This is a genomic window from Pseudomonas sp. RV120224-01b (genome assembly GCF_003208145.1).
In the GTDB taxonomy this organism is placed as follows: Bacteria; Pseudomonadota; Gammaproteobacteria; order Pseudomonadales; family Pseudomonadaceae; genus Aquipseudomonas; species Aquipseudomonas monteilii.
Genome location: NZ_QKMQ01000006.1, coordinates 77,382 through 99,574 on the forward strand (window position 1 = coordinate 77,382; position 22,193 = coordinate 99,574).

Annotated in this window: 21 protein-coding genes; 9 read left to right on the plus strand and 12 right to left on the minus strand. The window is 63.8% G+C overall.

Annotated features, from left to right (window positions below):
• The first annotated feature begins 5 nt into the window (after window positions 1-5).
• Entirely contained in the window at window positions 6-1,028 is a 1,023-nt protein-coding gene (locus tag N436_RS11765; protein ID WP_110741105.1) for an XdhC family protein, read from the plus strand.
• On the opposite strand, the gene N436_RS11770 is transcribed toward N436_RS11765, so the two are convergent.
• The 4 genes from N436_RS11770 to N436_RS11785 form a co-directional block, all read right to left on the minus strand.
• On the minus strand, window positions 1,029-1,817 hold the full coding sequence (locus N436_RS11770) for an ABC transporter substrate-binding protein (RefSeq protein WP_110741106.1): 789 nt from the start codon (window positions 1,815-1,817) through the stop codon (window positions 1,029-1,031).
• 182 nt (window positions 1,818-1,999) lie between these two features.
• On the minus strand, window positions 2,000-2,641 hold the full coding sequence (locus N436_RS11775) for a LysE family translocator (RefSeq protein ID WP_019096410.1): 642 nt from the start codon (window positions 2,639-2,641) through the stop codon (window positions 2,000-2,002).
• Window positions 2,642-2,692: 51 nt separating this feature from the next.
• Entirely contained in the window at window positions 2,693-2,893 is a 201-nt protein-coding gene (locus N436_RS11780; protein WP_016715730.1) for a DUF1289 domain-containing protein, read from the minus strand.
• Window positions 2,894-2,901: 8 nt separating this feature from the next.
• Window positions 2,902-3,219: a hypothetical protein gene (locus N436_RS11785; protein ID WP_105948807.1), complete on the minus strand. Its 318-nt coding sequence runs from the start codon at window positions 3,217-3,219 to the stop codon at window positions 2,902-2,904.
• Window positions 3,220-3,535: 316 nt separating this feature from the next.
• Here N436_RS11785 and N436_RS11790 point away from each other — a divergent pair, with 316 nt between their 5' ends.
• Window positions 3,536-5,281, plus strand: coding sequence for a BCCT family transporter (locus tag N436_RS11790; RefSeq protein WP_110741107.1), 1,746 nt, complete (start codon window positions 3,536-3,538; stop codon window positions 5,279-5,281).
• 46 nt (window positions 5,282-5,327) lie between these two features.
• Here the strand turns inward: N436_RS11790 and N436_RS11795 are convergent, their stop codons facing one another.
• The gene (locus N436_RS11795) at window positions 5,328-5,990 is read right to left on the minus strand and encodes a response regulator (RefSeq protein ID WP_105948809.1); all 663 of its coding nucleotides are present in this window, start codon (window positions 5,988-5,990) and stop codon (window positions 5,328-5,330) included.
• Window positions 5,987-7,381, minus strand: a complete 1,395-nt coding sequence (locus N436_RS11800) for an ATP-binding protein (RefSeq protein WP_110741108.1) — start codon at window positions 7,379-7,381, stop codon at window positions 5,987-5,989. The genes N436_RS11795 and N436_RS11800 overlap by 4 nt, the downstream gene beginning before the upstream one ends.
• A 151-nt stretch (window positions 7,382-7,532) precedes the next feature.
• Between N436_RS11800 and N436_RS11805 the strand changes: the two genes are divergently transcribed.
• Genes N436_RS11805 through N436_RS11815 form a run of 3 tightly spaced genes read left to right on the plus strand, consistent with a single transcriptional unit; the run spans window position 7,533 to window position 13,241 of the window.
• A complete protein-coding gene (locus N436_RS11805; protein ID WP_256589943.1) occupies window positions 7,533-8,726 on the plus strand; it encodes an efflux RND transporter periplasmic adaptor subunit in 1,194 nt (397 codons plus the stop codon).
• A 1-nt stretch (window position 8,727) separates the two neighbouring features.
• A complete protein-coding gene (locus N436_RS11810; protein ID WP_110741110.1) occupies window positions 8,728-11,862 on the plus strand; it encodes an efflux RND transporter permease subunit in 3,135 nt (1,044 codons plus the stop codon).
• Window positions 11,862-13,241 carry an efflux transporter outer membrane subunit gene (locus tag N436_RS11815; protein ID WP_105948813.1) on the plus strand — a complete coding sequence of 460 codons (1,380 nt, stop codon included), beginning with the start codon at window positions 11,862-11,864 and terminating at the stop codon, window positions 13,239-13,241. Before N436_RS11810 ends, N436_RS11815 begins: the two co-directional genes overlap by 1 nt.
• A gap of 140 nt (window positions 13,242-13,381) precedes the next feature.
• Here N436_RS11815 and dddP read toward each other — a convergent pair whose 3' ends face one another.
• From dddP to N436_RS11830, 3 genes are all read right to left on the minus strand, one after another.
• Window positions 13,382-14,728, minus strand: a complete 1,347-nt coding sequence (gene dddP / locus N436_RS11820) for a dimethylsulfonioproprionate lyase DddP (protein WP_105948814.1) — start codon at window positions 14,726-14,728, stop codon at window positions 13,382-13,384.
• A gap of 142 nt (window positions 14,729-14,870) precedes the next feature.
• A complete protein-coding gene (locus N436_RS11825; RefSeq protein WP_110741111.1) occupies window positions 14,871-15,350 on the minus strand; it encodes a VOC family protein in 480 nt (159 codons plus the stop codon).
• A gap of 131 nt (window positions 15,351-15,481) precedes the next feature.
• Window positions 15,482-16,825, minus strand: a complete 1,344-nt coding sequence (locus N436_RS11830; RefSeq protein WP_110741112.1) for an OprD family porin — start codon at window positions 16,823-16,825, stop codon at window positions 15,482-15,484.
• Window positions 16,826-17,095: 270 nt separating this feature from the next.
• Between N436_RS11830 and N436_RS11835 the strand changes: the two genes are divergently transcribed.
• Window positions 17,096-17,746, plus strand: a complete 651-nt coding sequence (locus N436_RS11835; protein WP_060497064.1) for a TIGR04211 family SH3 domain-containing protein — start codon at window positions 17,096-17,098, stop codon at window positions 17,744-17,746.
• 123 nt (window positions 17,747-17,869) lie between these two features.
• On the opposite strand, the gene N436_RS11840 is transcribed toward N436_RS11835, so the two are convergent.
• Together N436_RS11840 and N436_RS11845 are read right to left on the minus strand one after the other, a co-directional pair.
• Window positions 17,870-18,142, minus strand: coding sequence for a hypothetical protein (locus N436_RS11840; protein WP_105948817.1), 273 nt, complete (start codon window positions 18,140-18,142; stop codon window positions 17,870-17,872).
• A gap of 94 nt (window positions 18,143-18,236) precedes the next feature.
• Window positions 18,237-19,157 (minus strand): LysR family transcriptional regulator, encoded by a 921-nt coding sequence (locus N436_RS11845; protein WP_110741113.1) that lies wholly within the window; start codon window positions 19,155-19,157, stop codon window positions 18,237-18,239.
• Window positions 19,158-19,281: 124 nt separating this feature from the next.
• Here N436_RS11845 and N436_RS11850 point away from each other — a divergent pair, with 124 nt between their 5' ends.
• Window positions 19,282-20,016, plus strand: coding sequence for an SDR family NAD(P)-dependent oxidoreductase (locus tag N436_RS11850; protein ID WP_110741114.1), 735 nt, complete (start codon window positions 19,282-19,284; stop codon window positions 20,014-20,016).
• An 18-nt stretch (window positions 20,017-20,034) separates the two neighbouring features.
• Window positions 20,035-20,241 carry a 4-oxalocrotonate tautomerase family protein gene (locus N436_RS11855; protein WP_105948820.1) on the plus strand — a complete coding sequence of 69 codons (207 nt, stop codon included), beginning with the start codon at window positions 20,035-20,037 and terminating at the stop codon, window positions 20,239-20,241.
• Window positions 20,242-20,253: 12 nt separating this feature from the next.
• On the opposite strand, the gene N436_RS11860 is transcribed toward N436_RS11855, so the two are convergent.
• Window positions 20,254-21,135, minus strand: a complete 882-nt coding sequence (locus tag N436_RS11860) for a LysR family transcriptional regulator (RefSeq protein WP_105948821.1) — start codon at window positions 21,133-21,135, stop codon at window positions 20,254-20,256.
• Between the two features lie 116 nt (window positions 21,136-21,251).
• Between N436_RS11860 and argC the strand changes: the two genes are divergently transcribed.
• Entirely contained in the window at window positions 21,252-22,193 is a 942-nt protein-coding gene (gene argC, locus N436_RS11865; protein ID WP_110741115.1) for an N-acetyl-gamma-glutamyl-phosphate reductase, read from the plus strand.

A 22,193-nucleotide genomic window follows, 5' to 3' on the forward strand; every position in this document is an offset into this window, starting at 1 on the left:
CCTCCATGGAAAGCATCGACCTGCTGGTGCTGCGCACCACCCGAGACTGGCTCACCGCCGGGCACCGCGTCCTGCTGGCCACGGTAGCCCGCACCTGGGGCTCCTCCCCGCGCCCGGTGGGCTCGATGATGGCCTTGCGCAGTGACGGCCGGGTGGTCGGCAGTGTCTCCGGTGGCTGTATCGAGGACGACCTCATTCACCGTTACACCACTGCCTACGGCGGCCCCGGCATGCCCAACGGCCTACCCCAAGTGGTGCGTTACGGCGTCAGCGCCGATGAAGCACACCGTTTCGGCCTGCCCTGTGGCGGCACACTGGAGCTTGTGCTGGAGTTCGCACCGCCGCTGCAGCACCTCGAACGACTGCTGGCCTGCCTCGATGAGGGCAGCCTGGTCCGCCGCGGGCTCAACCTGCACAACGGTGATATCAGCCTGACCCCTACCAGCACGCCTGACCTGTTCAGCTTCGATGGCCACCACATGCTCAGCACCCTTGGCCCGGGCTACCGTTTACTGCTGATCGGTGGTGGCGCACTGGCCGAGTACCTGGCCACCATGGCCCTGTTCAATGGTTTCAACGTTTCGCTGTGCGACCCACGCCCTGAGTACACCGCAGGCTGGAGCGTGCCCGGCGTCAACCTGCTGGCCGGCATGCCCGACGATGTGGTCCGCGCCTTCGCTGCGGACCTGCGCAGCGCCATCGTCGCCGTCAGCCACGACCCCAAGCTGGATGATCTGGCCCTGCTCGAAGCCTTGCACAGCCCGGCGTTCTACATTGGCGCCATCGGCTCGCGGCGCAACAGCCAGCTGCGCCGTGAACGCCTGATCGAGCACTTCGGTGTAAGTGAGGCTTCGCTGCAACGCTTGCATGGCCCGATTGGCATCTACATCGGCAGCAAGACACCGGCCGAGATCGCCGTCAGCGTCATGGCCGAAATCCTCGCAGCGAAGAACGACGTCACCCTGCCTGGTGCGGTCAACGTGACCCGGGCCAAGCACGCACGGGAGGCCGCGCACCTTCCTCGCTGATCACTGCCACCGCTCCAGGTTCTGCTGCAACAACTGCTGCGGCAACGCCCCGGCCACGATCTTTTCCATTTCCCGCGCCAGCGCTTCACGCAAATGCGGCCGATTGCAGGGCGAATCATGCGAAAGCGCCAGGTACAGCCCTTCGCTGGAGATTGGCGGTTCCAGCACCTGCACAGTGCTGGCAATACCCAAGGTACGCGCCAGTGCCATGCCGGGGTACTGCTCGTACACGACATAGTCGCTGCGTTTGTGCATGAGTTTTTCGAATGCCTGCCTGGCGCTGGGTACCGCTTCGAGGATGAGGTTGGCCCTGGCAAAGTCGTCGAACTGCTGACCGTGGCTGTTGTTGACCAAGGTCCCACCCTTGCGACCTTTCAGGTCTGCCCATTGGTGGTAGGCAAAGGCATTGTCCTGGCGTACCCAGACCACGCTGGGCGTGTGCAGAAATGGCGGGGTGATGAAGTCCATCTGTTGCTGCCGGGCCTGGGTCATGAAGTACCCGGCCATCAAGTCGATCCGGCCGGTGCGCACCTCTTCCTGGGCGCGCGACCACGGCCCGCCGTAAACCACCTCGATCTCCAGCCCCAACTGCTTGCCCAGGTACTTGAGCAGGTCAGCGTTGGCACCGATCAGTTGCTGGGGGTTTTGCGGGTCGCGCCACAGGTACGGGGGGTATTCCGGGTTGCCGGTGGCGGTCAACCGCCGGCAAGGCTCTTCCGCTACCGCAGCCAACGGCAGCAGCAGGCACGACAACAGGAGCAAGGCGCGGCGAAAGCAACGCTCGATCATCTACAACCCTCGGCACAAGTTACATCCGGTGACCCGGCGTGGTGGCCAAAGGCTGCCACATCCTGTGATCAACTGCAGCATTCATCTGTGCGGGCTGTAGACAGTCTGGACCCTGTGCGAAAAGTAGATGGGCCTTTCATCGGCTAACGATGAAACGGGTCGTCGATTACCCTCTCTGGCACTCAGGCGCCCTGACGACGCATCGCCAGGATCGCCGCACCAAACCCGATGAAGGTGGTGCCCACCACCCGGCTCACCCAGCGCGACAGCGACGGCCGGGTCAGCACGCCTTTCGCCCGTGCAGCCAGCGCGGCATACAAGCTCAGCGAAACCAGCGACAACGCCACGAAAATACCGGTCAAGGCCAGGAATTGCGGCAACAGTGCGGCCCCTTGGTCGATGAACTGCGGGAACAGCGCCGTGAAGAACATGGTTGCCTTGGGGTTGGTCACTGCGGTAAGGAACGCCGACTTGTAGAGTTTCAGCGGCGAGGGGCGAACCTTGGCCGCCCCCTCGGCCGTAGCCTGCGCCAGCATCGGGCCTTTTTTCAGCAACTGCCGCACACCCAGGTAGAACAGGTAGCCCGCCCCCAGGATTTTCACGGCATTGAACAGCACTTCAGAACTGGCCAGCAGCGCGCCCAGGCCCAGCATGGCGGCTGCCGACAGGCAGAACAGGCCCGAGCCATTGCCCAACGACGACCAGATCGTGCTGCGCTGGCCATGGGCCAGGCTGTTGTTGATGGCCATGAGGGTGGCGGGGCCGGGGCTGGCGATCGCGATGGCGGCAACCAGGGTAAACGCTAGCAGCGAGTGAACATCCATTTTCAGGCTCTTCAGGCAAATCAGGAAAGGCCCTGTACAGGGCGCGAGGGTTCAGTCGGCATTCTGCCGCTTGGCTGCCTTCTTGACGATAGCCTTCATCCGCGTTGCCGCGCGTTGCACGGTGGCCATCTTTTCCGGCCGTTTCATGCCCCGCCACTTGCGAATTTCGTCACGGGTGCGGCCACAGCTCACGCACAGCTCGCTGTTGAGCTGGCATAACGAAACGCAGGGGTTGTCGATGTCTTTGGCCATGCCACCACTCAGCCAGGCAGTTCTGCCCGCGCACGCTCGGCAGCGCTGTGGAACACCTGGCGCACTTCCTCGGCCTTGACCTTGCTCACCGACCTGGCAGCCAGCAGCTCATCAACCACCCGGATGCACTGGCCCAGGGCGGTGTCCAGTTGCTCGGCGTCAGACGCGTCAGCGATATCACCCAGATAGGGAGCGATGAGGTACACGTAACGGTCCTGCAGCTTGAGCGCTGCCAGCGCGTCGAGGGCTTTCTGGAACCGATCGGCAGCGGCAGGGCTCATGCTCAATTTATCGAAATGAATCAGGCTCACACGATCAGTGGCCATTTTGACGAATCTCCGTTTCCTGGTACGGCCAGGCCCGCAAGCAGCAGCGCTTCTACGGTGCTCGGATGAGCGGGCCCGGGTAATGCCCATCAGGGTACCAGAACCCGAGGCAGAAAGGGCTATTGCCCCCAGAACTAAAAGTATTTGCCAAGTCGCGCAAGGGACGCCCCAGGGCGTTATCGAGACAGGGGCCGCCTTTTCCCGCGCAGGATAATCGCGCCAGCATTCCACCCCGCCGAGGCCGTCATCGAACTCGGTAGCTCACACAACAACAAGCCTGCGCGCGCAGGTAAGCCACAAAGGGGCCTCATCATTCATGGCAAAGGAACACATCACCGAAACGCTCGACCTTGGCGTGACGGACCCCTCGAAAACCGCAGAAGCCCGCCAGGACCGGCATTTCGAGGGCAAACTCGACGGCGTCGTGTTTGGTTTCACCAGCCTCCTGGCAATCGCGTTCGTACTCTGGGGCTTCCTCAACCAGGCCAGCCTCGCCAGCAGCGCTTCCAGCGCGCAGTCCTGGGTCATTCTCAATTTTGGCTGGTTCTTCGTGCTCACATCCACCTTGTTCGTGGTGTTCGTGCTGTGGCTGGCCGCCAGCCGTTATGGCCGGGTGCCACTGGGGCGTGATGGCGAACAGCCAGAATTCCGTACGGTGTCCTGGGTGGCCATGATGTTCAGCGCCGGCATGGGCATCGGCCTGATGTTCTTCGGCGTGGCCGAGCCGCTGTCGCACTATGTGTCGCCGCCGCCGGGCTCGGCCACCGGGCAGACAAGTGAAGCGATGCAGGTGGCCATGGCCACCACCTTGTTCCACTGGACCCTGCACCCTTGGGCCATGTACGCCATCGTCGGCCTGGTGATTGCCTATGGCACCTTCCGCCGTGGCCGTTCACAGCTGATTTCCGCTGCCTTCCGGCCGCTGATCGGCAAGCATGCCAACGGCCCGCTAGGGCGCATGATCGACATGATGGCAATTTTCGCCACGCTGTTCGGCTCGGCCGCCTCATTGGGCCTTGGGGCCCTGCAGATTGCCGGCGGCCTGGAATACAACGGTTGGATCGAGAGCCCCGGCAAGCTGTTCTACATCTCGATCATCACCCTGCTGACCATTGCCTTCGTCACCTCGGCGGTGTCGGGCATCGGCAAGGGCATCCAGTGGTTGTCCAACACCAACATGGTGCTGGCACTGGTGCTGGCAGTGTTCGTGTTCATGGTCGGCCCGACCTTGCTGATGCTCAACCTGCTGCCGACGTCGCTCGGCATCTACATCAAGATGCTGCCGGAAATGATGGCCCGTACCAACGCCAGCGGCGGTGAGCAGATGAACAGCTGGCTGGCCGGCTGGACCGTGTTCTACTGGGCCTGGTGGATTTCCTGGACACCGTTCGTGGGCATGTTCATCGCCCGCATCAGCCGCGGCCGCACTATTCGCCAGTTCGTTACCGGTGTACTGCTGGTGCCCAGCCTGGTCAGCCTGGTGTGGTTCACCATTTTTGGCGGTGCGGCCATCGATGCCGTACGCGAAGGCGTGTTCCAGCTGGCCAATGGCGCAGTCAACAGCAACCACGCGCTGTACCAGTTGCTGGACAGCTATCCACTGGCCTCAGCGACCTCGGTGCTGGTGATGATCCTGGTGGGCATCTTCTTCGTTTCGGGTGCCGACGCCGCCTCGCTGGTGATGGGCACACTCTCGGAACATGGCACCACCGCACCCTCGCGGCGCACGGTGATTTTCTGGGGCGCGCTGACCGGTACCGTGGCGGCGATCATGCTGGCGATTGGCGACCCGCGGGACCCGGGCGAGGCGCTGACGGGGTTGCAGAACCTGACCATCGTCGTGGCCTTGCCCTTTGTGGTGGTGATGGTGCTGCTGTGCCTGGCCCTGTACCGCGACCTGCGTAAAGACCCGATGATGCTGCGCCACCTGCGCGGTAACGAGCTGATCGAGAAGGCCGTGCTGTATGGCGCGGTGAAGCATGGCGAGGAGTTCTACATCGTGGTGCAGGAGAAGAAGGCTTCGGTGAAGGCCTCAACAGAAGCCGAAGTGACCGGTAGCTGACCGGGACGGCCTGGAAACCGGGGCTGCTGCGCAGCCCCGTTCACCTTCATTCAAATTCCAGGCTGTAGCCCACCCCATACACCGACCGAATCGGGTCATGCCCCGGCGTCACCGCAGTCAGCTTGCGCCGCAGGTTCTTCACATGGCTGTCCACCGTGCGGTCGGCCACCACCCGGTGGTCCTGGTAGATGTGGTTCATCAACTGGTCCCGCGACAGCACCTGCCCCGGGCGTACCGCCAACGCTGCCAGCATGCGGAACTCCACGGGTGTGAGCTCCAGCGCCACGCCCCGATAGCGCGCCTGGAATGCACGGGCATCCAGTTCCAGGCCCAGGTTGCCTGGCTGCTCGCCACTGCGGCGCAGCACCGCCTTCACCCGTGCCACCAGCTCACGGGGCGAGAAAGGCTTGCAGATGTAGTCATCCGCACCCAGCTCCAGGCCCAGCAGGCGGTCGATCTCGTCTACGCGAGCGGTCATCATGATCAGCGGCAAGTGGCTGAAGCCGCGCAGCTCCCGGCAGATGTCCAGGCCGTCACGGCCCGGCAGCATCAGGTCCAGCAGCACCAGGTCGTACTGGCCCTGGCGAATGGCCGGGATCACCGCCAGGCCGTCGGCCAGATGATCGACGCCATAACCACCCGCCCGCAAGTAATCGCCCACCAGGGCGGCGAGCTTGGGTTCGTCTTCTACCAGCAGGATCCGGCTCATGTTTGCTCTCCAGCAACCGGCAGGGCCAGCACCAGCAGCAGCCCGCCCATGGCAGAGGCCTTGGCTGTCAGCCGGCCACCGTGTACTTCAGCAATACCGCGGCAGATCGCCAGGCCCAGCCCGGTGCCGCCACTGGCCCGGTTGCGCGAGCGCTCGGCACGGTAGAAACGTTCGAAAAGGCGCGCCAGCGACGCGCTGTCGACGCCGGGGGCGGTGTCTTCGCATTGCACCAGCACCTCGTCACCCTCCTGAAACGCACGCAACACAGTATGGCCACCTGCATCGGTATAGCGGCGGCTGTTCTCCAGCAGGTTGTGCAGCAACTGGCCCAGGCGCGACTCATCGCCCAACACCCACAACGGCTGCCCGGGCAATTCCAGGCGTAGCTGCAAGCCACGTTCGGCAAAACCGGCCTGGAAAGCTTCGGCCACCACCGGCAGCAACACGCACAGGTCGATGCGTTCGCGGCGGTACGTAGGGCCGCCGACTTCCGCCAACGACAGGTCGAACAGGTCGTCGACCAGCTTGCTCAATGCGCCCACCTCCCCCTGCAATGATCGCAAAGCATTGCCGTCGAGCGGGCGAATACCGTCTTCCATGGCTTCCAGCTCGGCCCTCATCACAGCCAGCGGCGTGCGCAGCTCGTGGGAGATGTCCGCCATGAAGTCGCGACGCAGGCGTTCGTTGCTGGCCAACGTGGCAGCCATACGATTGAAGTCACCGGCCAGTTGCCCGGCTTCGTCTGCCGAACGTACCGGCAGCTGGATGGCGTAGTCGCCTGCTGCCAGGCGATGGGTGGCGCGGGCCACTTCGCGGATGGGCCGCAACAGGGCGCGGCTCAGCCACCAGGCGATGACCGCCGTGGCCAGCAGGCAGGCCAGCCCGATCAGCAGGCTGGAACGTAGCTGGTTGAGCTGGAAACGCTGGTCGCCAATGCTGGTCACCGACTGCAAGGGTGCCAGGGCCATCCAGCCCACCACCTGCCCCTGGTGACGGATGGGGCGCAAGAGCATGTCGGCCAGAGCGCCCTGGTAGCCGATGATCGGCTGGCGCTGCGCATCAAGCAGGGCAAAACGCACAAACGCGCCGGTCAGGTCGGAAACCGTCAGCAGGCTTGCGTCGAAACGTGCATTGGGCAGCACGTCTTCCGGGCGCAACAACTCGAACCACTGGTCCTTGTCACGACGGATGAAATCCCAGCTGCCATTGCGCGCATAGGCCTGCTCGACCCTCGGCACAATGCGGTCCATGCGTTCTTCGGCCTGCTGGTTGAGGTAACCGAGAAAGCCGTATTTCAAGCTCAGGTAGGCGGCAAACACCATGCCCAGCACGGCGAACGCACACACCGCGAGCATGGCGAAGAAGAACTTGCGCGAAAGGCTGACTTTCATGGCACCGCCGGCACGTTGGAATTGCCCGTATTGAACCGTGCAGGCCCATGTGCCGCAAGGCTCGGCGGGCAATCTCCATGCTTTCTGCACATTGCCTGCACAATTGCCGCGCACGCTGGCGCCATCGAAATCCCTTGGCTCGGAGCCTGCGATGCCTACTTTATTCCATTCCCTGATGTTCGCCCGTTCGCCCCTGGCGCGTGCCTTGTTGCTGGGCGCCGGCCTGCTGGTCATTGGCGGCTGCCGTGAAGCCGAAACGGGCGCCGCAGAGCCCCCCGTACCGGAAGTCGCCGTCTACGAGGTGACCACTGCCGCCCAAACCTTGACCACCACCCTGCCCGGTCGCGCCAGTGCTCACCTGATTGCAGAGATTCGCCCACAGGTCGGCGGCATCATCCAGAAGCGCCTGTTCAACGAGGGCGATACGGTCAAGGCCGGCCAGGCGCTGTACCAGATCGACCCGCAGCCTTACCAGGCCACGCTGGCCCAGGCCGAGGCCACGGTCAGCTCAGCACGCGCCACCCTCAAGGCCGCCGAGCTGAAGGCCAAACGCGATGCCCAACTGGTGAAGCTCGACGCCATCAGCGCCGAAGACAACGAAAGCGCCCAGGCCGCTCTGCTCGAAGCCCGCGCCAGCCTGCAATCGGCCCAGGCTGCGCAGCGCACCGCGCGTATCAACCTGGACTACACCCGCATCAATGCGCCGATTGATGGGCGCACGGCCACCTCGTCGGTGACCCCCGGCGCACTGGTCACCGCCGAGCAGACCACCGCGCTGACCACCGTGCAGCAACTGGACCCGATCTACGTCGATTTCACCCAGCCCAGCAGCACCCTGCTGCGCCTGAAACGCGAACTGGCCGAAGGCAAGCTGGCGCCCAGCACGCAGCAGGACGCCACCCGTATCAGCCTGGAACTGGAAGACGGCAGCACCTACACCCATGCCGGCACCCTTACTTTCAACGGCGTGAGCGTGGATGAAAGCACTGGCAGCGTGACCTTCCGCGCCGTGGTACCCAACCCCGATGGCCTGCTGATGCCGGGCATGTACCTCAAGGCCACCGTGCAGGAAGGCGTACAAGCGGATGCCATCCTGGTACCGCAGCAAGGCGTGAGCCGTGACGAACGCGGCGATGCTACCGCCCTGGTGGTGGTCGACGGCAAGGTACAGCAACGCGAACTGACCCTGGCTCGCGCAGTGGGCAACCGCTGGTGGGTCAGCCAAGGCCTGGCCGCTGGCGACCAGTTGATCGTCCAGGGCCTGCAAAAGGTGCGCGTTGGCCAGCAAGTCCAGGTGCGGGACAACGCCCTGACCGCCCGCAACGACAGCCAGCGAGGCGAATGACATGGCACGCTTCTTCATCGACCGGCCAATCTTCGCCTGGGTGATCGCCATCCTGGTGATGCTCGGTGGCGGCCTGGCCATCTTCCAGCTGCCGCTGGCGCAATACCCCAATATCGCCCCGCCGCAGATCAGCCTCAGCGCCACCTACACCGGCGCCTCGGCCAAGACCATGGAAGACTCGGTCATCCAGGTGATCGAGCAGCAAATGACCGGCCTGGACGGCCTCACCTACATGTCGTCCAGCAGCAGTTCGGCGGGCAGTGCCTCGATCACCCTCACCTTCGAGGCCGGTACCGACATCAACACCGCGCAGATGCTGGTGCAGACCAAGCTGGAGCAGGCCAAGGCGCGGCTGCCCGAAGCCGTGCAGCAGCAAGGCATCGAGATTCACAACTCCGCCAGCGACTTCCTGATCATCCTGTCGCTGGTGTCGGACAACCTCGACGTCAGCGCCACCGATATCAGCGACTTCATCTCCAGCACCCTGTACGACCAGATCAGCCGGGTCAGCGGCGTCGGCCAGGTGACTACCCTGGGCTCAAGCTACGCCATGCGCATCTGGCTCGACCCGGACAAACTCAAACAGTACGCGCTGATGCCCTCGGATGTGAGCAGCGCCCTGGAAGCGCAGAACGTCGACACCTCCGCCGGCCAGCTGGGCGCCCTGCCCGCCCGCGCCGGCCAACAGCTGAACGCCACCATCAACGCCCGCAGCAAGCTGCAGACCGCCGCGCAGTTCCGCGAGCTGGTGCTCAAGCACAACAGCGCTGGCGCGGTGGTGACGCTGGCGGACGTGGCCCACGTCGAGCTGGGTAGCGAAAGCTATGACGTGGTCGCCGAGCACAATGGCCGGCCCTCCGGCGGCCTGGCGGTGAGCCTGGCCACGGGCGCCAACGCGCTGGACGTGTCCGAAGCGGTGCAGGCCAAGCTTGCCGAGCTGGAACAGTTCTTCCCCGGCAAGCTGCAGTTGCGCAGCGAAGTGGCCTATAACACTGCGCCGTTCGTGAAAATCTCCATCGAGGAAGTGGTCAAGACGCTGTTCGAGGCCATCGCCCTGGTGGTGCTGATCATGTACCTGTTCATGCAGAACCTGCGCGCCACGCTGATCCCGGCCATCGCCGTGCCGGTTGTACTGCTGGGCACCTTCGGCGTGCTGGCCCTGCTCGGCTACTCGATCAACACCCTGACCATGTTCGGCATGGTGCTGGCCATCGGCCTGCTGGTGGACGATGCCATTGTGGTGGTGGAAAACGTCGAACGCATCATGGCCGAAAAAAGCCTGCCACCGCGCGAGGCGACACGCCAGTCGATGGGCGAAATCAGTGGCGCGCTGGTCGGCATTGCCGTGGTGCTGTCAGCGGTGTTCGTGCCCATGGCGTTCTTTGGTGGCTCCACCGGGGTGATCTACAAGCAGTTCTCGGTCACCCTGGTGGCGGCAATGACGCTGTCGGTGCTGGTAGCCATGACCCTCACCCCGGCCCTGTGCGCCACGTTACTCAAGCCTGTGTCAGCCCATGACGAACCGCGCCGCGGCTTCTTTGGCTGGTTCAACCGCCACTTCAATCGCACCTCCCGGCGTTACCAGCAGGCGGTTGGCACGGTGCTGGCACGCCCGCTGCGAGCGCTGCTGGTATACGCCCTGGTGCTGGGCGGTGTAGCGCTGATGTTCCAGAAACTGCCGTCGGCGTTCCTGCCCGAAGAAGACCAGGGCATGCTGATGATGCAGATGACCCTGCCGGTGGGCGGCACCGACGAACGCTTGCAGGCGGTGAGCAGCCAGGTGCAGGACTACATGCTGCAACAACCGGAGGTGGCCTCGATCCTGATCGTGCGTGGCCTGGGCAATGGCGGCAACGCACAGAACTCGGGGCGCGGCTTTATCAAGCTCAAGGACTGGAGCGAACGCCAGGGCGACGAACACAGCGCCGCTGCCGTGGCGCGCCGGGCCAGCATGGCATTGTCGAAAATTCTCGACGCCAACGTGTTCGTGATGGCGCCGCCAGCCATCCAGGGCCTGGGGCAAAGTTCGGGCTTCGATGTGCAGTTGCAGGACCTGGCAGGCCTGGGCCACGCCGAACTGCTCAAGGCGCGTGACCAGTTCATCAGCCTCGCCGCCAAGGACGCGCGCCTGGCCAATGTACGGGCCCAGGGCCTGGAGGACACGCCCCAGCTGAACGTTGCCATCGACGACCGCAAGGCCGGTGCCATGGGCGTTGCCGCCAGTGACATCAACGCCACCCTCAGCACGGTGATGGGTGGCAGCTACGTCAACGACTTTGTCGATGCCGGGCGGGTGAAGAAGGTGTACCTGCAAGGCGAAGCCGACAAACGCATGCTGGCCGAGGACATCGGCGCCTGGTACGTGCGCAACGACAGCGATGCCATGGTGCCGCTGTCGGCATTCACCAGCACCTCGTGGAGCACCGCCTCGCCGCTGCTGGAGCGCTTCAATGGGTTTGGTTCGTACGAACTGGTTGGCGAACCGGCCAGCGGCGTCAGCTCGGGTGACGCCATGGCGGCGGTCGAGCAGATCATGGCGCAACTGCCGGAGGGCATTGGCTATGCCTGGGCGGGCCAGTCCTACCAGGAACGCCTGGCCGGCAACCAGGCGCCGTTGCTGTATGCCATTTCCATCCTGTTCGTGTTCCTGTGCCTGGCGGCGTTGTATGAAAGCTGGTCGGTGCCGTTCGCGGTGATGCTGGTAGTACCGGTGGGCATCCTCGGCGCGCTGGTGCTGACCGGGCTGCGTGGCCTGGACAACGATGTGTACTTTCAGGTCGGGCTGCTGACCACTGTAGGCCTCGCGGCGAAGAACGCGATCCTGATCGTCGAGTTTGCCAAGGAAGGCTACGAACGCGGCCAGGACTTGCTGACTGCCACGCTAGAGGCCGTGCGCATTCGCCTGCGCCCGGTGCTGATGACCTCGCTGGCCTTCATCCTCGGCGTGCTGCCGCTGGCCCTGAGCAGCGGCGCCGGTGCTGGCGGGCGCCAGGCCATCGGTACCGGCGTGCTGGGCGGCATGCTCGCCGCCACCGTGCTTGGCCTGTTTTTCATCCCCTTGTTCTATGTGCTGGTGCAGCGCCTGGCTGCGCGCCGCAACGCCCCACGCACTGACGTTGTTGCAGGAGAAGCCTGATGCGCCTGTCCCCTCTTCCCCTGGTGCTGGTCATGGCCTTGGCCGGCTGTGTGAACCTGGCCCCGGACTACCAGCGCCCGGCTGCCCCCGTAGCCGAACAATGGCCGGGCACCACGGCCAGCAGTAGCAACAGCGCCGACATCGCCTGGCAGGCGCTGTTCGTTGATGCCCGCCTGCGCGACACCGTGGCGCTGGCCTTGGCCAACAATCGCGACCTGCGGGTAGCAGCATTGAACGTGGAGTACCAGCGTGCGCAGTACCGTATCCAGCGTGCGGCGTTGTTCCCATCCGTTTCCGCCACGGCAGACGGCACCCGCCAACGCAGCGTGAGCGATGGCAACAACGCCGTCAGCAGCCAATACAGCGTCGGCCTGGGCGTGAGCAGTTACGAACTGGACCTGTTCGGCCGCCTCGGCAACCTCAAGGACGCGGCGCTGGAAGACTACCTGGCGCTGGAACAGACCCGGCGCAGCACGCAGATTAGCCTGGTGGCCGAAGTGGCCAGTGCCTGGATGACCCTGGCCGCCGACCAGCAACTACTGGCATTGGCCCGGCAAACCTACGCCAGCCAACAGAAAACCCACGACCTGGTGCAACAGAGCCACGCGCTGGGTGGCGAGTCTGGCCTGAGCCTGTCGCAGGCGCTCAGTACCGTAGAGTCGGCACGGGCCGACGTAGCCAACTACCAAAGCCAGGTGGAACAGGACCGCAATGCCCTGGAGCTGCTGGTGGGTCACCGTCTGGACGATACGCTGTTGCCGGGTGATGTCCGCCTGGATGCAGCGCTGTTGGTCGGCGTACCAGCAGGCTTGCCTTCGAGCCTGTTGCAGCGGCGCCCGGATGTGCTGGCCGCCGAGCATACGCTCAAGGCCGCCAATGCCGACATCGGCGCGGCGCGGGCGGCATTCTTCCCCAGTGTCACCCTCACCGCCAGCGGTGGCAGCGCCAGCAGCGAGCTGTCCGGTTTGTTTGGTGGCGGCAGCCGCGCCTGGAGCTTTGCGCCGTCGATCAACCTGCCGATCTTCAATGCCGGCAGCAACCGGGCGTCACTGGATGCGGCCAAGGTCAACCGGGAGATCGAGGTGGCCACGTATGAGAAGACCTTGCAGACCGCTTTCAGTGAAGTGGCCGACGCATTGGCGGTACGGGGGCACATCAATGAGCGGCTGGATGCCCAGCGTGGCCTGACCAACGCCACCGAGAAGAGCTATGACCTGTCGTTGGCGCTGTACAAGCAAGGGTCTGAGAGCTTTTTGGAGGTGCTGGATGCACAGCGGTCGCTGTACTCGGCGCAGCAAACGCTGATCAGCCTGGAGCTGGCCGAGCAGCAGAACCGGGTGACGTTGTACAAGGTGCTGGGCGGTGGGTGGCAGGGTTGAATTTTGGGGCCGCTTGGCGGCCCATCGCCGGCAAGCCAGCTCCCACAGGGATCGCGCCATCCTCAATTTTTGCGCAGTCCCTGTGGGAGCTGGCTTGCCGGCGATGGGCTGCGCAGCAGCCCCAAAGTGCCTGAACGCGTTCAATCCCGCAGGAAGCTTTCTTCGAACGGGTAATGGGTCAACAACTCGTACCCGTCCTCGGTCACCAGCAACTGGTTTTCCAGCTTGATGCCATCACGCCCACCCACCTCCCCCACGTACGCCTCCACACACAACGCCATGCCCGGCTGCAGTTCACCTTCGTAGCCATAAGACTCAAGGTCTTCCGGGTAACGAATGCTCGGGTACTCGTCGCACAACCCCACACCATGGAACATCACGCCGTAGCGTTGCTCGCGGCAGCTTTCCGGCAGGCGGTGGCCGTTGCGGGTGAGGTCGGTAAAACGTACGCCAGGCTTGACCATCCCGGCATTGAAGTGGATGTGCTCGTGGGCGATGCGGTACAGGCGCTTCTGCTCGGCCGTGGGCTCCAGGCCACCACAGATCCAGCTGCGCGACATGTCCACGCAAACGCCATACACCCCGATCAGGTCGGTGTCGAACGACAACAGGTCGCCATCGCTGAGCACCCGTGGCCCAGACTCCTGGAACCAGGGGTTGGTGCGTGGTCCGGAACTGAGAATGCGGGTTTCGATCCATTCACCGCCACGGCGAATGTTGCCGCTGTGCAGCGCTGCCCAGACATCGTTTTCGGTGGCCCCCGCGCGCATCGCCTGACGCATCTCGGCAACCGAGGCCTCGCAGGAGGCCACCGCACAACGCATGGCCAGGATTTCGTCGGGGCCCTTGATCAGCCGGGCGAACTCGGTGACTTCCTGGCCGTTGTGTACCTGCACGCCCAAAGCGTCGAGGGCACGCAGGCCGGCCACTTCGATACGGTCCACGGCCAGGCGGCGGTTGTTGCCAGCGTGGGTGCGCAGCAAGTCGTCGACCTGGGCGCAGAAGCGCCGGGCGTGCTCGTCGGTGCGGTCGCCGGTTTCGAAGTAGAAGAAGGAGGCACCGCTGCGCAGCTCGCTCACCAACGGCAAGTGCGCGGACAAATGGTCGCAGCCATGGAAGTCCCACAGCACCACATGGCCGCTGGCAGCAACGAAACAGGCGCGCGCAGGGTTGTGGGTGGTCCAGAGCTGCATGTTGGTGGTGTCGGTGGCGTAGCGGATATTCAGCGGGTCGAACAGCAGAATGCCGCCCAGGTCGCGGGCCACCAGCTGGTCACGTATGCGTTGCAGGCGGTATTCGCGCAGGGTCGGCAAGTGCGGCGCCTGCAGGCCAAGCGCTGCCCACTCGGCGAAGGCCAGCGGTGTAGGGCCGATTTCGGTGCGGTCGTTGTCATCCACAGAGCCATCGGCCTTGAGTGCGGCAGCGCGCTGGCGTGAAGGGTCGATACGGCGGGTATGGGCGGGGATCGAGAACGGCGATGTCATCATGGCTGGCGGTATTCCGTCGGTTATTGTTGTGTGGAAAACAGCGTTTGGATCGGGGGCCGCCACCTGAGTTTAGGAACAGCGGCACACCTCGATAAGCGATATTTTCCGGGGCAAAACGATAACCAGAGCGTATAGGCGGGCATCACCCCTTCAATGCCGCCGCTATTTTTGCCACATCGATCTTGCCCATCTGCATCATGGCCTCGAACGCCCGCTTGGCTGCGGCGCGGTCGGGATGACCGATGGCTTCGATCAGGATACGAGGGGTGATCTGCCAGGAAATCCCCCATTTGTCCTTGCACCAGCCGCAGACGCTGGCTTCTCCGCCATTACCAACTATGGCATCCCACAAGCGGTCGGTTTCGGCCTGGTCTTCGGTACTGACCTGGAACGAAAACGCCTCGCAATGCGTGAAGGCCTTGCCCCCATTGAGCCCCACACAGGGTATGCCCATGACGGTGAATTCGACCGTGATGACATCGCCCTCCTTGCCCGAAGGGTAATCACTTGGCGCCTTGTGCAGGGCGATCACTTTACTGTCCGGGAATACGCTGGCGTAAAAGTTGGCAGCCTCCTCGGCATCGTTGTCGAACCAGAGGCAGATAGTGTTCTTGGCAGTCATGGCCGTGCTCCATGAAAGGTTGTGGAGCCATTGAGTCTAGTCGCAGCCTTGCCGCTCAAAAAAAAGCGCCCCATACGGAGCGCCAAAACATCCACCCAAACCAAAGGAGCTGTAACGCTACCCAGGTGAATTCACAGGATCGACAACGGGTACTCCACGATCAGCCGCACTTCGTCCAGGTCCGACTCGAACGCCGTGGCCCGGGTGGTGGCCTGACGTACGCGCAGTGACAAGTCCTTGGCTGCGCCGGTCTGCACCACATACTTGACCTCGATGTCACGCTCCCAGCGCTTCTGGTCAGTCAGCGGGTTGCCGCCGGCATCGCGGCGCATGTAAAAGGTGTTGGCATTGGAGTAGTCGGCATCGGTGCCTTTACCGTAACGCGTCATGAACGACAGCCCGGGAATACCGTAAGCGGCCATGTTCAGGTCGTAACGCAACATCCACGAACGCTCCTTGGGCGAGTTGAAGTCGCTGTACTGGATGGAGTTGTCCAGGAAGATCGAGTCGGACTGGCGCAGGTAGTCGAAGTCGTCGTCACCGTTGTTGCGCTGGTGAGTCAGGGCCAGGGTGTGGGCACCAAAGCGCACGCCCAGCTTGGCGCTCCAGATGTCGTTGTCGAATGCGCCCAGGCGTTGCTGCCCCTCGTCAACCGCCTTGTAATAGTTGAAGCCACCAATCAGGGCCAGATCATCACTCAGCGGGTAGCTGAGGCTGGTGCCGGCGTAGTACTGGTTCCACACATCTTTGAGGCGGCTGCTGAACAGGCTGACGCTGACATGCTCATTGAGCGTGTAGTCACCCCCGCCGTAGGCGATCCACGGCGAATCGACCGGGCCGCCGTAGAAGGTCACGAAGTTCTCCCGCATATCGCTGGACACCGGCTGGCTCATGGCATGCAGGCGCCCGGCCTGCAGGGTGAGGTCCTTGATGCTGGTGTTCTCCAGGGTCACGCCACGGAAGCTTTCCGGCAGCAGCCGTGAATCGCCGGCGGCCACTACCGGGTTGGCCGGGAACACATCGCCCACTTTCAGTACGGTGTCGAACAGGCGCACCTTGGCTGCGCCACCCACCTTGGTGTATTCGTCGCGGGCCTGGCCGTCATGATCGACCGGCAGCACGTCGAACGAACTGCGCCCGCCGTTGCGGCCGCCGCCGGAGTCCAGTTTTAGGCCGAGCATGGCGAACGCATCCAGGCCAAAGCCGACAGTGCCCTGGGTAAAACCCGACTCGAAACGGGCAATGACGGCGTGGGCCCAGGCTTCGGAATAGCCGTTATCGGGTGCTTTGTCCGGGTTGTGTGTAGGGGCTGCGGAGTCGCGGTTGTCGCGGTTGAAATAGAAGTTGCGGTTGAGCACGTTCAACGTGCTGCCTTCGATAAAACCTTCTGCGGCGTCGTCCGCCGCCATGGCCAGGTTGCCGACGCCGGAAAGCGCCAGGCACGCAGCCAGTTTCAGGGGTGATCTGCAGGTCATCCGATGCTCCTTGAACGTCGTCTTTATAATTGTGTCGGCGGCCCGAGATTGACGGCCGGCAGATAACGCCAAGGTGATCGGCGCATTACAATTGCGTCATCGTCGAGGAAGCGCTCTGGGTAGGGTTCTGCAACATCCTGCAGACATTTCCGACATCAGGTAGTGAACCTGCTGACAAAAAAGCGGTCTTTCGCTGACGGTCAACTCACCGACCGGTTCATCGGCCCAGTCACCGGGCCTACTTTTGTCCTGTTTCAGCGAAGACCCAACATGCCCGATTTCCGCCCAACCGCTTCCGCCCTCCCTGCCCTGCGCGGCGGCCTGATTGCCGCTCTGGTGGCTCTCGCCCTGCCGGCGCACGCCGAAGAGCCCGCCAGCGACGCACGCTGGGTCAGCGACAGCCTGAGCACCTACGTGCGCAGCGGCCCGACCGATGGCCACCGCATCGTTGGAACCCTCAAATCCGGGCAGAAGCTGACCCTGCTCGGCAGCCAGGGCAATTACAGCCAGGTGCGCGGGCAGAACGGCGATGTGGTGTGGATCCTCAGCAACGACCTGCAGGCCGTGCCGGGGCAGAACGAGCGCCTGCCGCAGCTCGATGCCCAGGTCGCGGAGCTGACCGGGCAGCTGAAGACCATCGACGACAGCTGGAAGAGCCGCGTGCAGGGCATGCAGGAAACCCTGGATTCACGCAAGAAGCTGAACGACGAACTGGAGGCGCGCAACAAGGCACTGAGCGAGCAGCTTGACCAGAGCCAGTCGGACCTGCGCGATACCCAGGCACGCCTGGGTGACGAGAACAAACAGGTGATGATGCGCTACATGGTGTATGGCGGCAGCATTGCCGGGGCGGGGTTGCTGGCGGGGTTGATCTTGCCGGCGCTGACTCGGGGTCGGAAGAAGAACGACCGCTGGTTCTGACACTGCGGCCATGCTGCATTGGCCTCTTCGCGGGCTCGCCCGCTCCCACAGGACTTTCAACAGGTTCGAGGCCGGTGATGTACCTGTAGGAGCGGGTTTACCCGCGATGAGGCCCGCGAAGGCTTATTTGCTGCGTGCCTTGTTGTAGATGGTCTTGGCTTGGTCCGCCGAGGCTTGGCACTGGGTATAGTCACCCTTGCTCTGAGCATCCTTGGCATTTTGCATGTGGACTTTGAAGTCATGAGCCATACCGCCATGCATCGCCTGGCCACTGGCCTTGTGGAAATCCTCAAGTTCCTTGATCTTGGCCGCACAGTTGCCTGCAGGGTCTGCGTGCACAGCAAAACTGAGGACGGAAGCAATCACCAGCAGAGGTATGCATTTCGTGGATTTCATGGAGCGTTCTCCTGGAAAACCATAGGGTTCGTCGAGGCCCGTTCGGCTCGACGCAGCCAAAAGCATAGTAGGCCCGTGCCTGCCCCGCACCCCTTCAGCCCAGCGGTCGCTCGGCTTCGGCAAACAGAAAATCAATGAACACCCTCACCCGCAACGGCATGTGTGGGCCATGCGGATAGATCAACATGAACGGCCGTGTAGTCCCGCCGAACTCAGCAAGCACCTCCACCAATTCGCCGCTGGCCAATGCGTCCTGCACGGTAAAGCGGTAAGCCTGCATCAAGCCGCCGCCATGGCGCACCAACGTTGCCGTGGCAAGGAAGTCGCCCAGGCAGGTGAATGAGCCTTGGGTTTCGATCTCGATGTGGCGGCCATCCTGGCGAAAACTCCACGGTGGGCGACGACCACTGCTGGGCATTTCGAACTGGATGCACTCGTGCTGCTGCAAGTCTTGCGGCACCCGCGGCGTGCCGGCACGGGCCAGATAGCCTGGCGTGGCCACCACCACCAGCTCGGCATCTTCAAGGCGGCGCGCCACCAGGCGTGAATCGGCCGGTTCGCGACCACGGATGGCCAGGTCGAAGGGTTCTTCGGCAAAGTCGACATTGCGGTTGCTGACATGCACATCCACCTGCACCTTCGGGTAGCGCTGACGAAAGCGCGGCAGCAGCGGTAGCAGCCGGTGGTGGGCATAGGGCGTGGGCGCACTGATGCGCAAGCGGCCGCTGGGTTCAACCTGCCCACCCGTCACCTGGCGCTCGGCCTCGACCAGTTGCCCCAGCGCCTGCCGGCATTGCTGGTAATAGATCTCGCCGGCGGCGGACAAGCGCATCTGCCGCGTGGTGCGGACAAACAGGCGCACCCCAAGGCGCTCCTCCAGGCGCGCCACGCTGCGGCTGACTGCCGCCGGGGTAACACCAGCCTCCGTGGCGGCAGCCGTGAAACTGCCGCTGTCTGCGGCCAGGCAGAACAGTTCCAGGCTGCCGAGTTGAAAGTCGTCGAAATGGCGGGTCATGGCGGCTCGATTGATTACATGATGTATCGATTGAAATGCCCTGCGCCTCATTTTTCAAGTGCTGGTGGCAGCCTACAGTGGCGTCACACCGAGCCGATGGCTCACTTCACTGGAGAGGATGCACATGAACACGCCACGCACCGTCATTATCACCGGGGCCTCCAGCGGCCTGGGGTTCGCCCTGGCCGAGGCCTTTCTCGAACGCGGCGACAACGTGGTCGGCAACGCCCGTAGCCAGGCGCGCCTGGACCAGGCCGCTGCGCGTCTAGGCAACCCTTCGCGGTTTATCGGCGTGGCGGGCGACATTGCCGAGCCCACTACGGCGCAGCAGCTGTTCGCCACTGCCCTGCAAATGTTTGGCGGCGTGGACATCCTGATCAACAACGCCGGCATCTTCATTGCCAAACCCTTTGCCGAATACAGCGAAGCCGATGTTGACGCACTGGTCGGCACCAACCTCAAAGGCTTTTTCTACCCGGCCCAGGAAGCGGCGCGGGTCATGGCCAGGCAAGGGCACGGGCAAATCATCGCCATCACCGCGTCCATTGCCCTGCAACCGGACACCCGCGTGCCAGCCCTGCTGCCGGTACTGGTCAAGGGCGGCCTGAACCAGGCGGTCAAGGGTCTGGCGCTGGAACTGGCGGCCAACGGCGTGCAGGTGAATGCCGTGGCGCCAGGGATCATCGCAACACCCCTGCATGGCGACAATGTGCAGGGGATGGGCGCGTTGTCGCCCAGTGGCCGCACCGGCTCGCCCCAGGATGTGGTGGACGCCGTGCTGTACCTGGTCGATTCACGTTTTGTCAGCGGCGTCATCCTGCCTGTGGATGGCGGCAGTACCGCTGGCACCTGGCACTGACTTGAGGAGCGTGCAACCATGCCTTATGTACATATTCGCGTAACTGACGAAGGGGTTACTGCCGAGCACAAGCGCCAGCTTATCGAGGGAACGACCCGCCTGCTGAAGGATGTGCTGGGCAAGCCGCCAGCCAGTACCTTTGTGGTGATCGAAGAGGTGCCGACCGATAACTGGGGGGTGGGCGGCGAGACGGTGACCGTGGTGCGGGCACGAGAGCGAGGGTAAAGCCAGCAATCGCTACTGCCGCAACCGCTCCAATGCCTGCAACACATACGCCGTGGCCCGCTCAACCTGGCCTTCCCGGCAAGCGATACCCAACTGCCTCCACAACCCGGGCCGCAGTGGCCGGCGTGCAATGCGCCGGTCCAGCTCGGCCGCCTCGCCCTCCTGCGGCAATAACGTCGCCCCGTACCCGGCGCCGACCAGGCTCTTGATCGCATCGTTGTAGTTCAGCTCGATCCGAGGCTCGGGGTACAACCCCGCTGCCGCAAACCACTCCCCTGTCACTCGCGAGAGCTGGGTGCTGCTGTCATTGAGGATCAACGCCCTTTGCGCCAGCCAGGCCGGGGTGACCTTGGCCGGTGGCTGCCAGTCGACCGGCACGTAGGCCAGGATCGGATCGCGCCGCCAGGGCGTCACTGTCAGCCCTTTGCCGGCGACTTGCGGCAAGGCCACAAGGCCGATATCCAGCGCGCCTTCACGCAAACGCGCCAGCGATGCCTGGGACGTCAGCACCTGAACCTGCACGTCGATCCCCGGGTGCTCCACGCGCAGGTGCTCCAGCGCCTGTGGCAACAAGTGAGCGATGGCACCAGTGGACGCGCCCAGGCGTACCCGGCCGGTCAGCCCCTCGACCTGTCGGCGTACTTCGTCCAGCGCCAGGTCGGCGTCGGCCAGCAAGCGCCGGGCGCGGGCCAGCAGTGTTTCGCCAATGGTCGTTGGGCGCACCTGGCCGCGGGCACGGCTAAGTAACGGGGCACCGATACGTGACTCCAGTTCAGCCACATGCAGGCTGATGGTGGGCGGTGCCAGGTTGAGCTGGCGAGCCGCCTCGGCGAAGGAGCCCAGGTCGCTGATGACCACCAGGGTGCGCAGGCGGTCGAGGCTGATTTCACGCATGGTCTGTGCTGGCCTTTTCATTCATGAAACATGAACATCAGCATCATGATATTCAAATTTCCATTAACTCAGCCACAGGCGAGCATAGGTCATCCCAACCCTACCGGACCCTGACCATGCAGACCCCTGTTGTTTTCATCGACGGCGACCAAGGCACCACCGGCCTGCAGATCCATGCACGCCTGCAAGGCCGCAGCGACCTGCGCCTGCTCACCCTCCCCAAAGCCGAGCGTAAAGACCCGCAACGCCGCCGCGAGGCCATCAACAGCGCTGACATCGCCCTGTTGTGCCTGCCCGACGACGCCGCCCGTGAGGCCGTGGCGGCGATCCATAACCCTCAGGTGCGGGTGATCGACGCCAGCTCGGCGCATCGCACCACACCGGGCTGGGTCTATGGCCTGCCGGAACTCGACGAGCAGCAAGCCGAGCGCATTGCCCTAAGCAAACGCGTCAGCAACCCAGGCTGTTACCCTACCGGCGCCATTGCCCTGCTGCGCCCGCTGGTCAAGGCCGGGTTACTACCCGCCGACTACCCGCTGGGCATCCATGCCATTTCCGGCTACTCCGGCGGTGGCCGGGCGGCGGTCGAGCGCCACGAACACCCCGGCGCGAGCAAGGCACCGACCCTGCAACTGTACGGGCTGGAACTTGCCCACAAGCACGTACCCGAAATTCAGCAGCACGCCGGGCTGTCGGCACGGCCGGTGTTCATGCCCGGCTATGGGGCCTACCGCCAGGGCATCGTGTTGAGCATCCCGCTGCAACTGCGCCTGCTACCCGGCCAGGTCAGCGCTGACCAGCTGCAGGCCTGCCTGGAACAGCACTACCAGGGCGCCCGCCACGTACAGGTGATGCCGCTGCACCAACAAGGCGCAGCAGCCAACCTTGACCCAGAAGCATTGAACGACAGCAACGACCTGCGCCTGGCACTGTACGCCAACCCCGAACATGGCCAGGTATTGCTCACTGCGGTGTTCGATAACCTGGGCAAAGGTGCCTCGGGTGCTGCGGTGCAAAACCTCGACCTGATGCTCGGTGCACTACAGGCACAAGGCTGA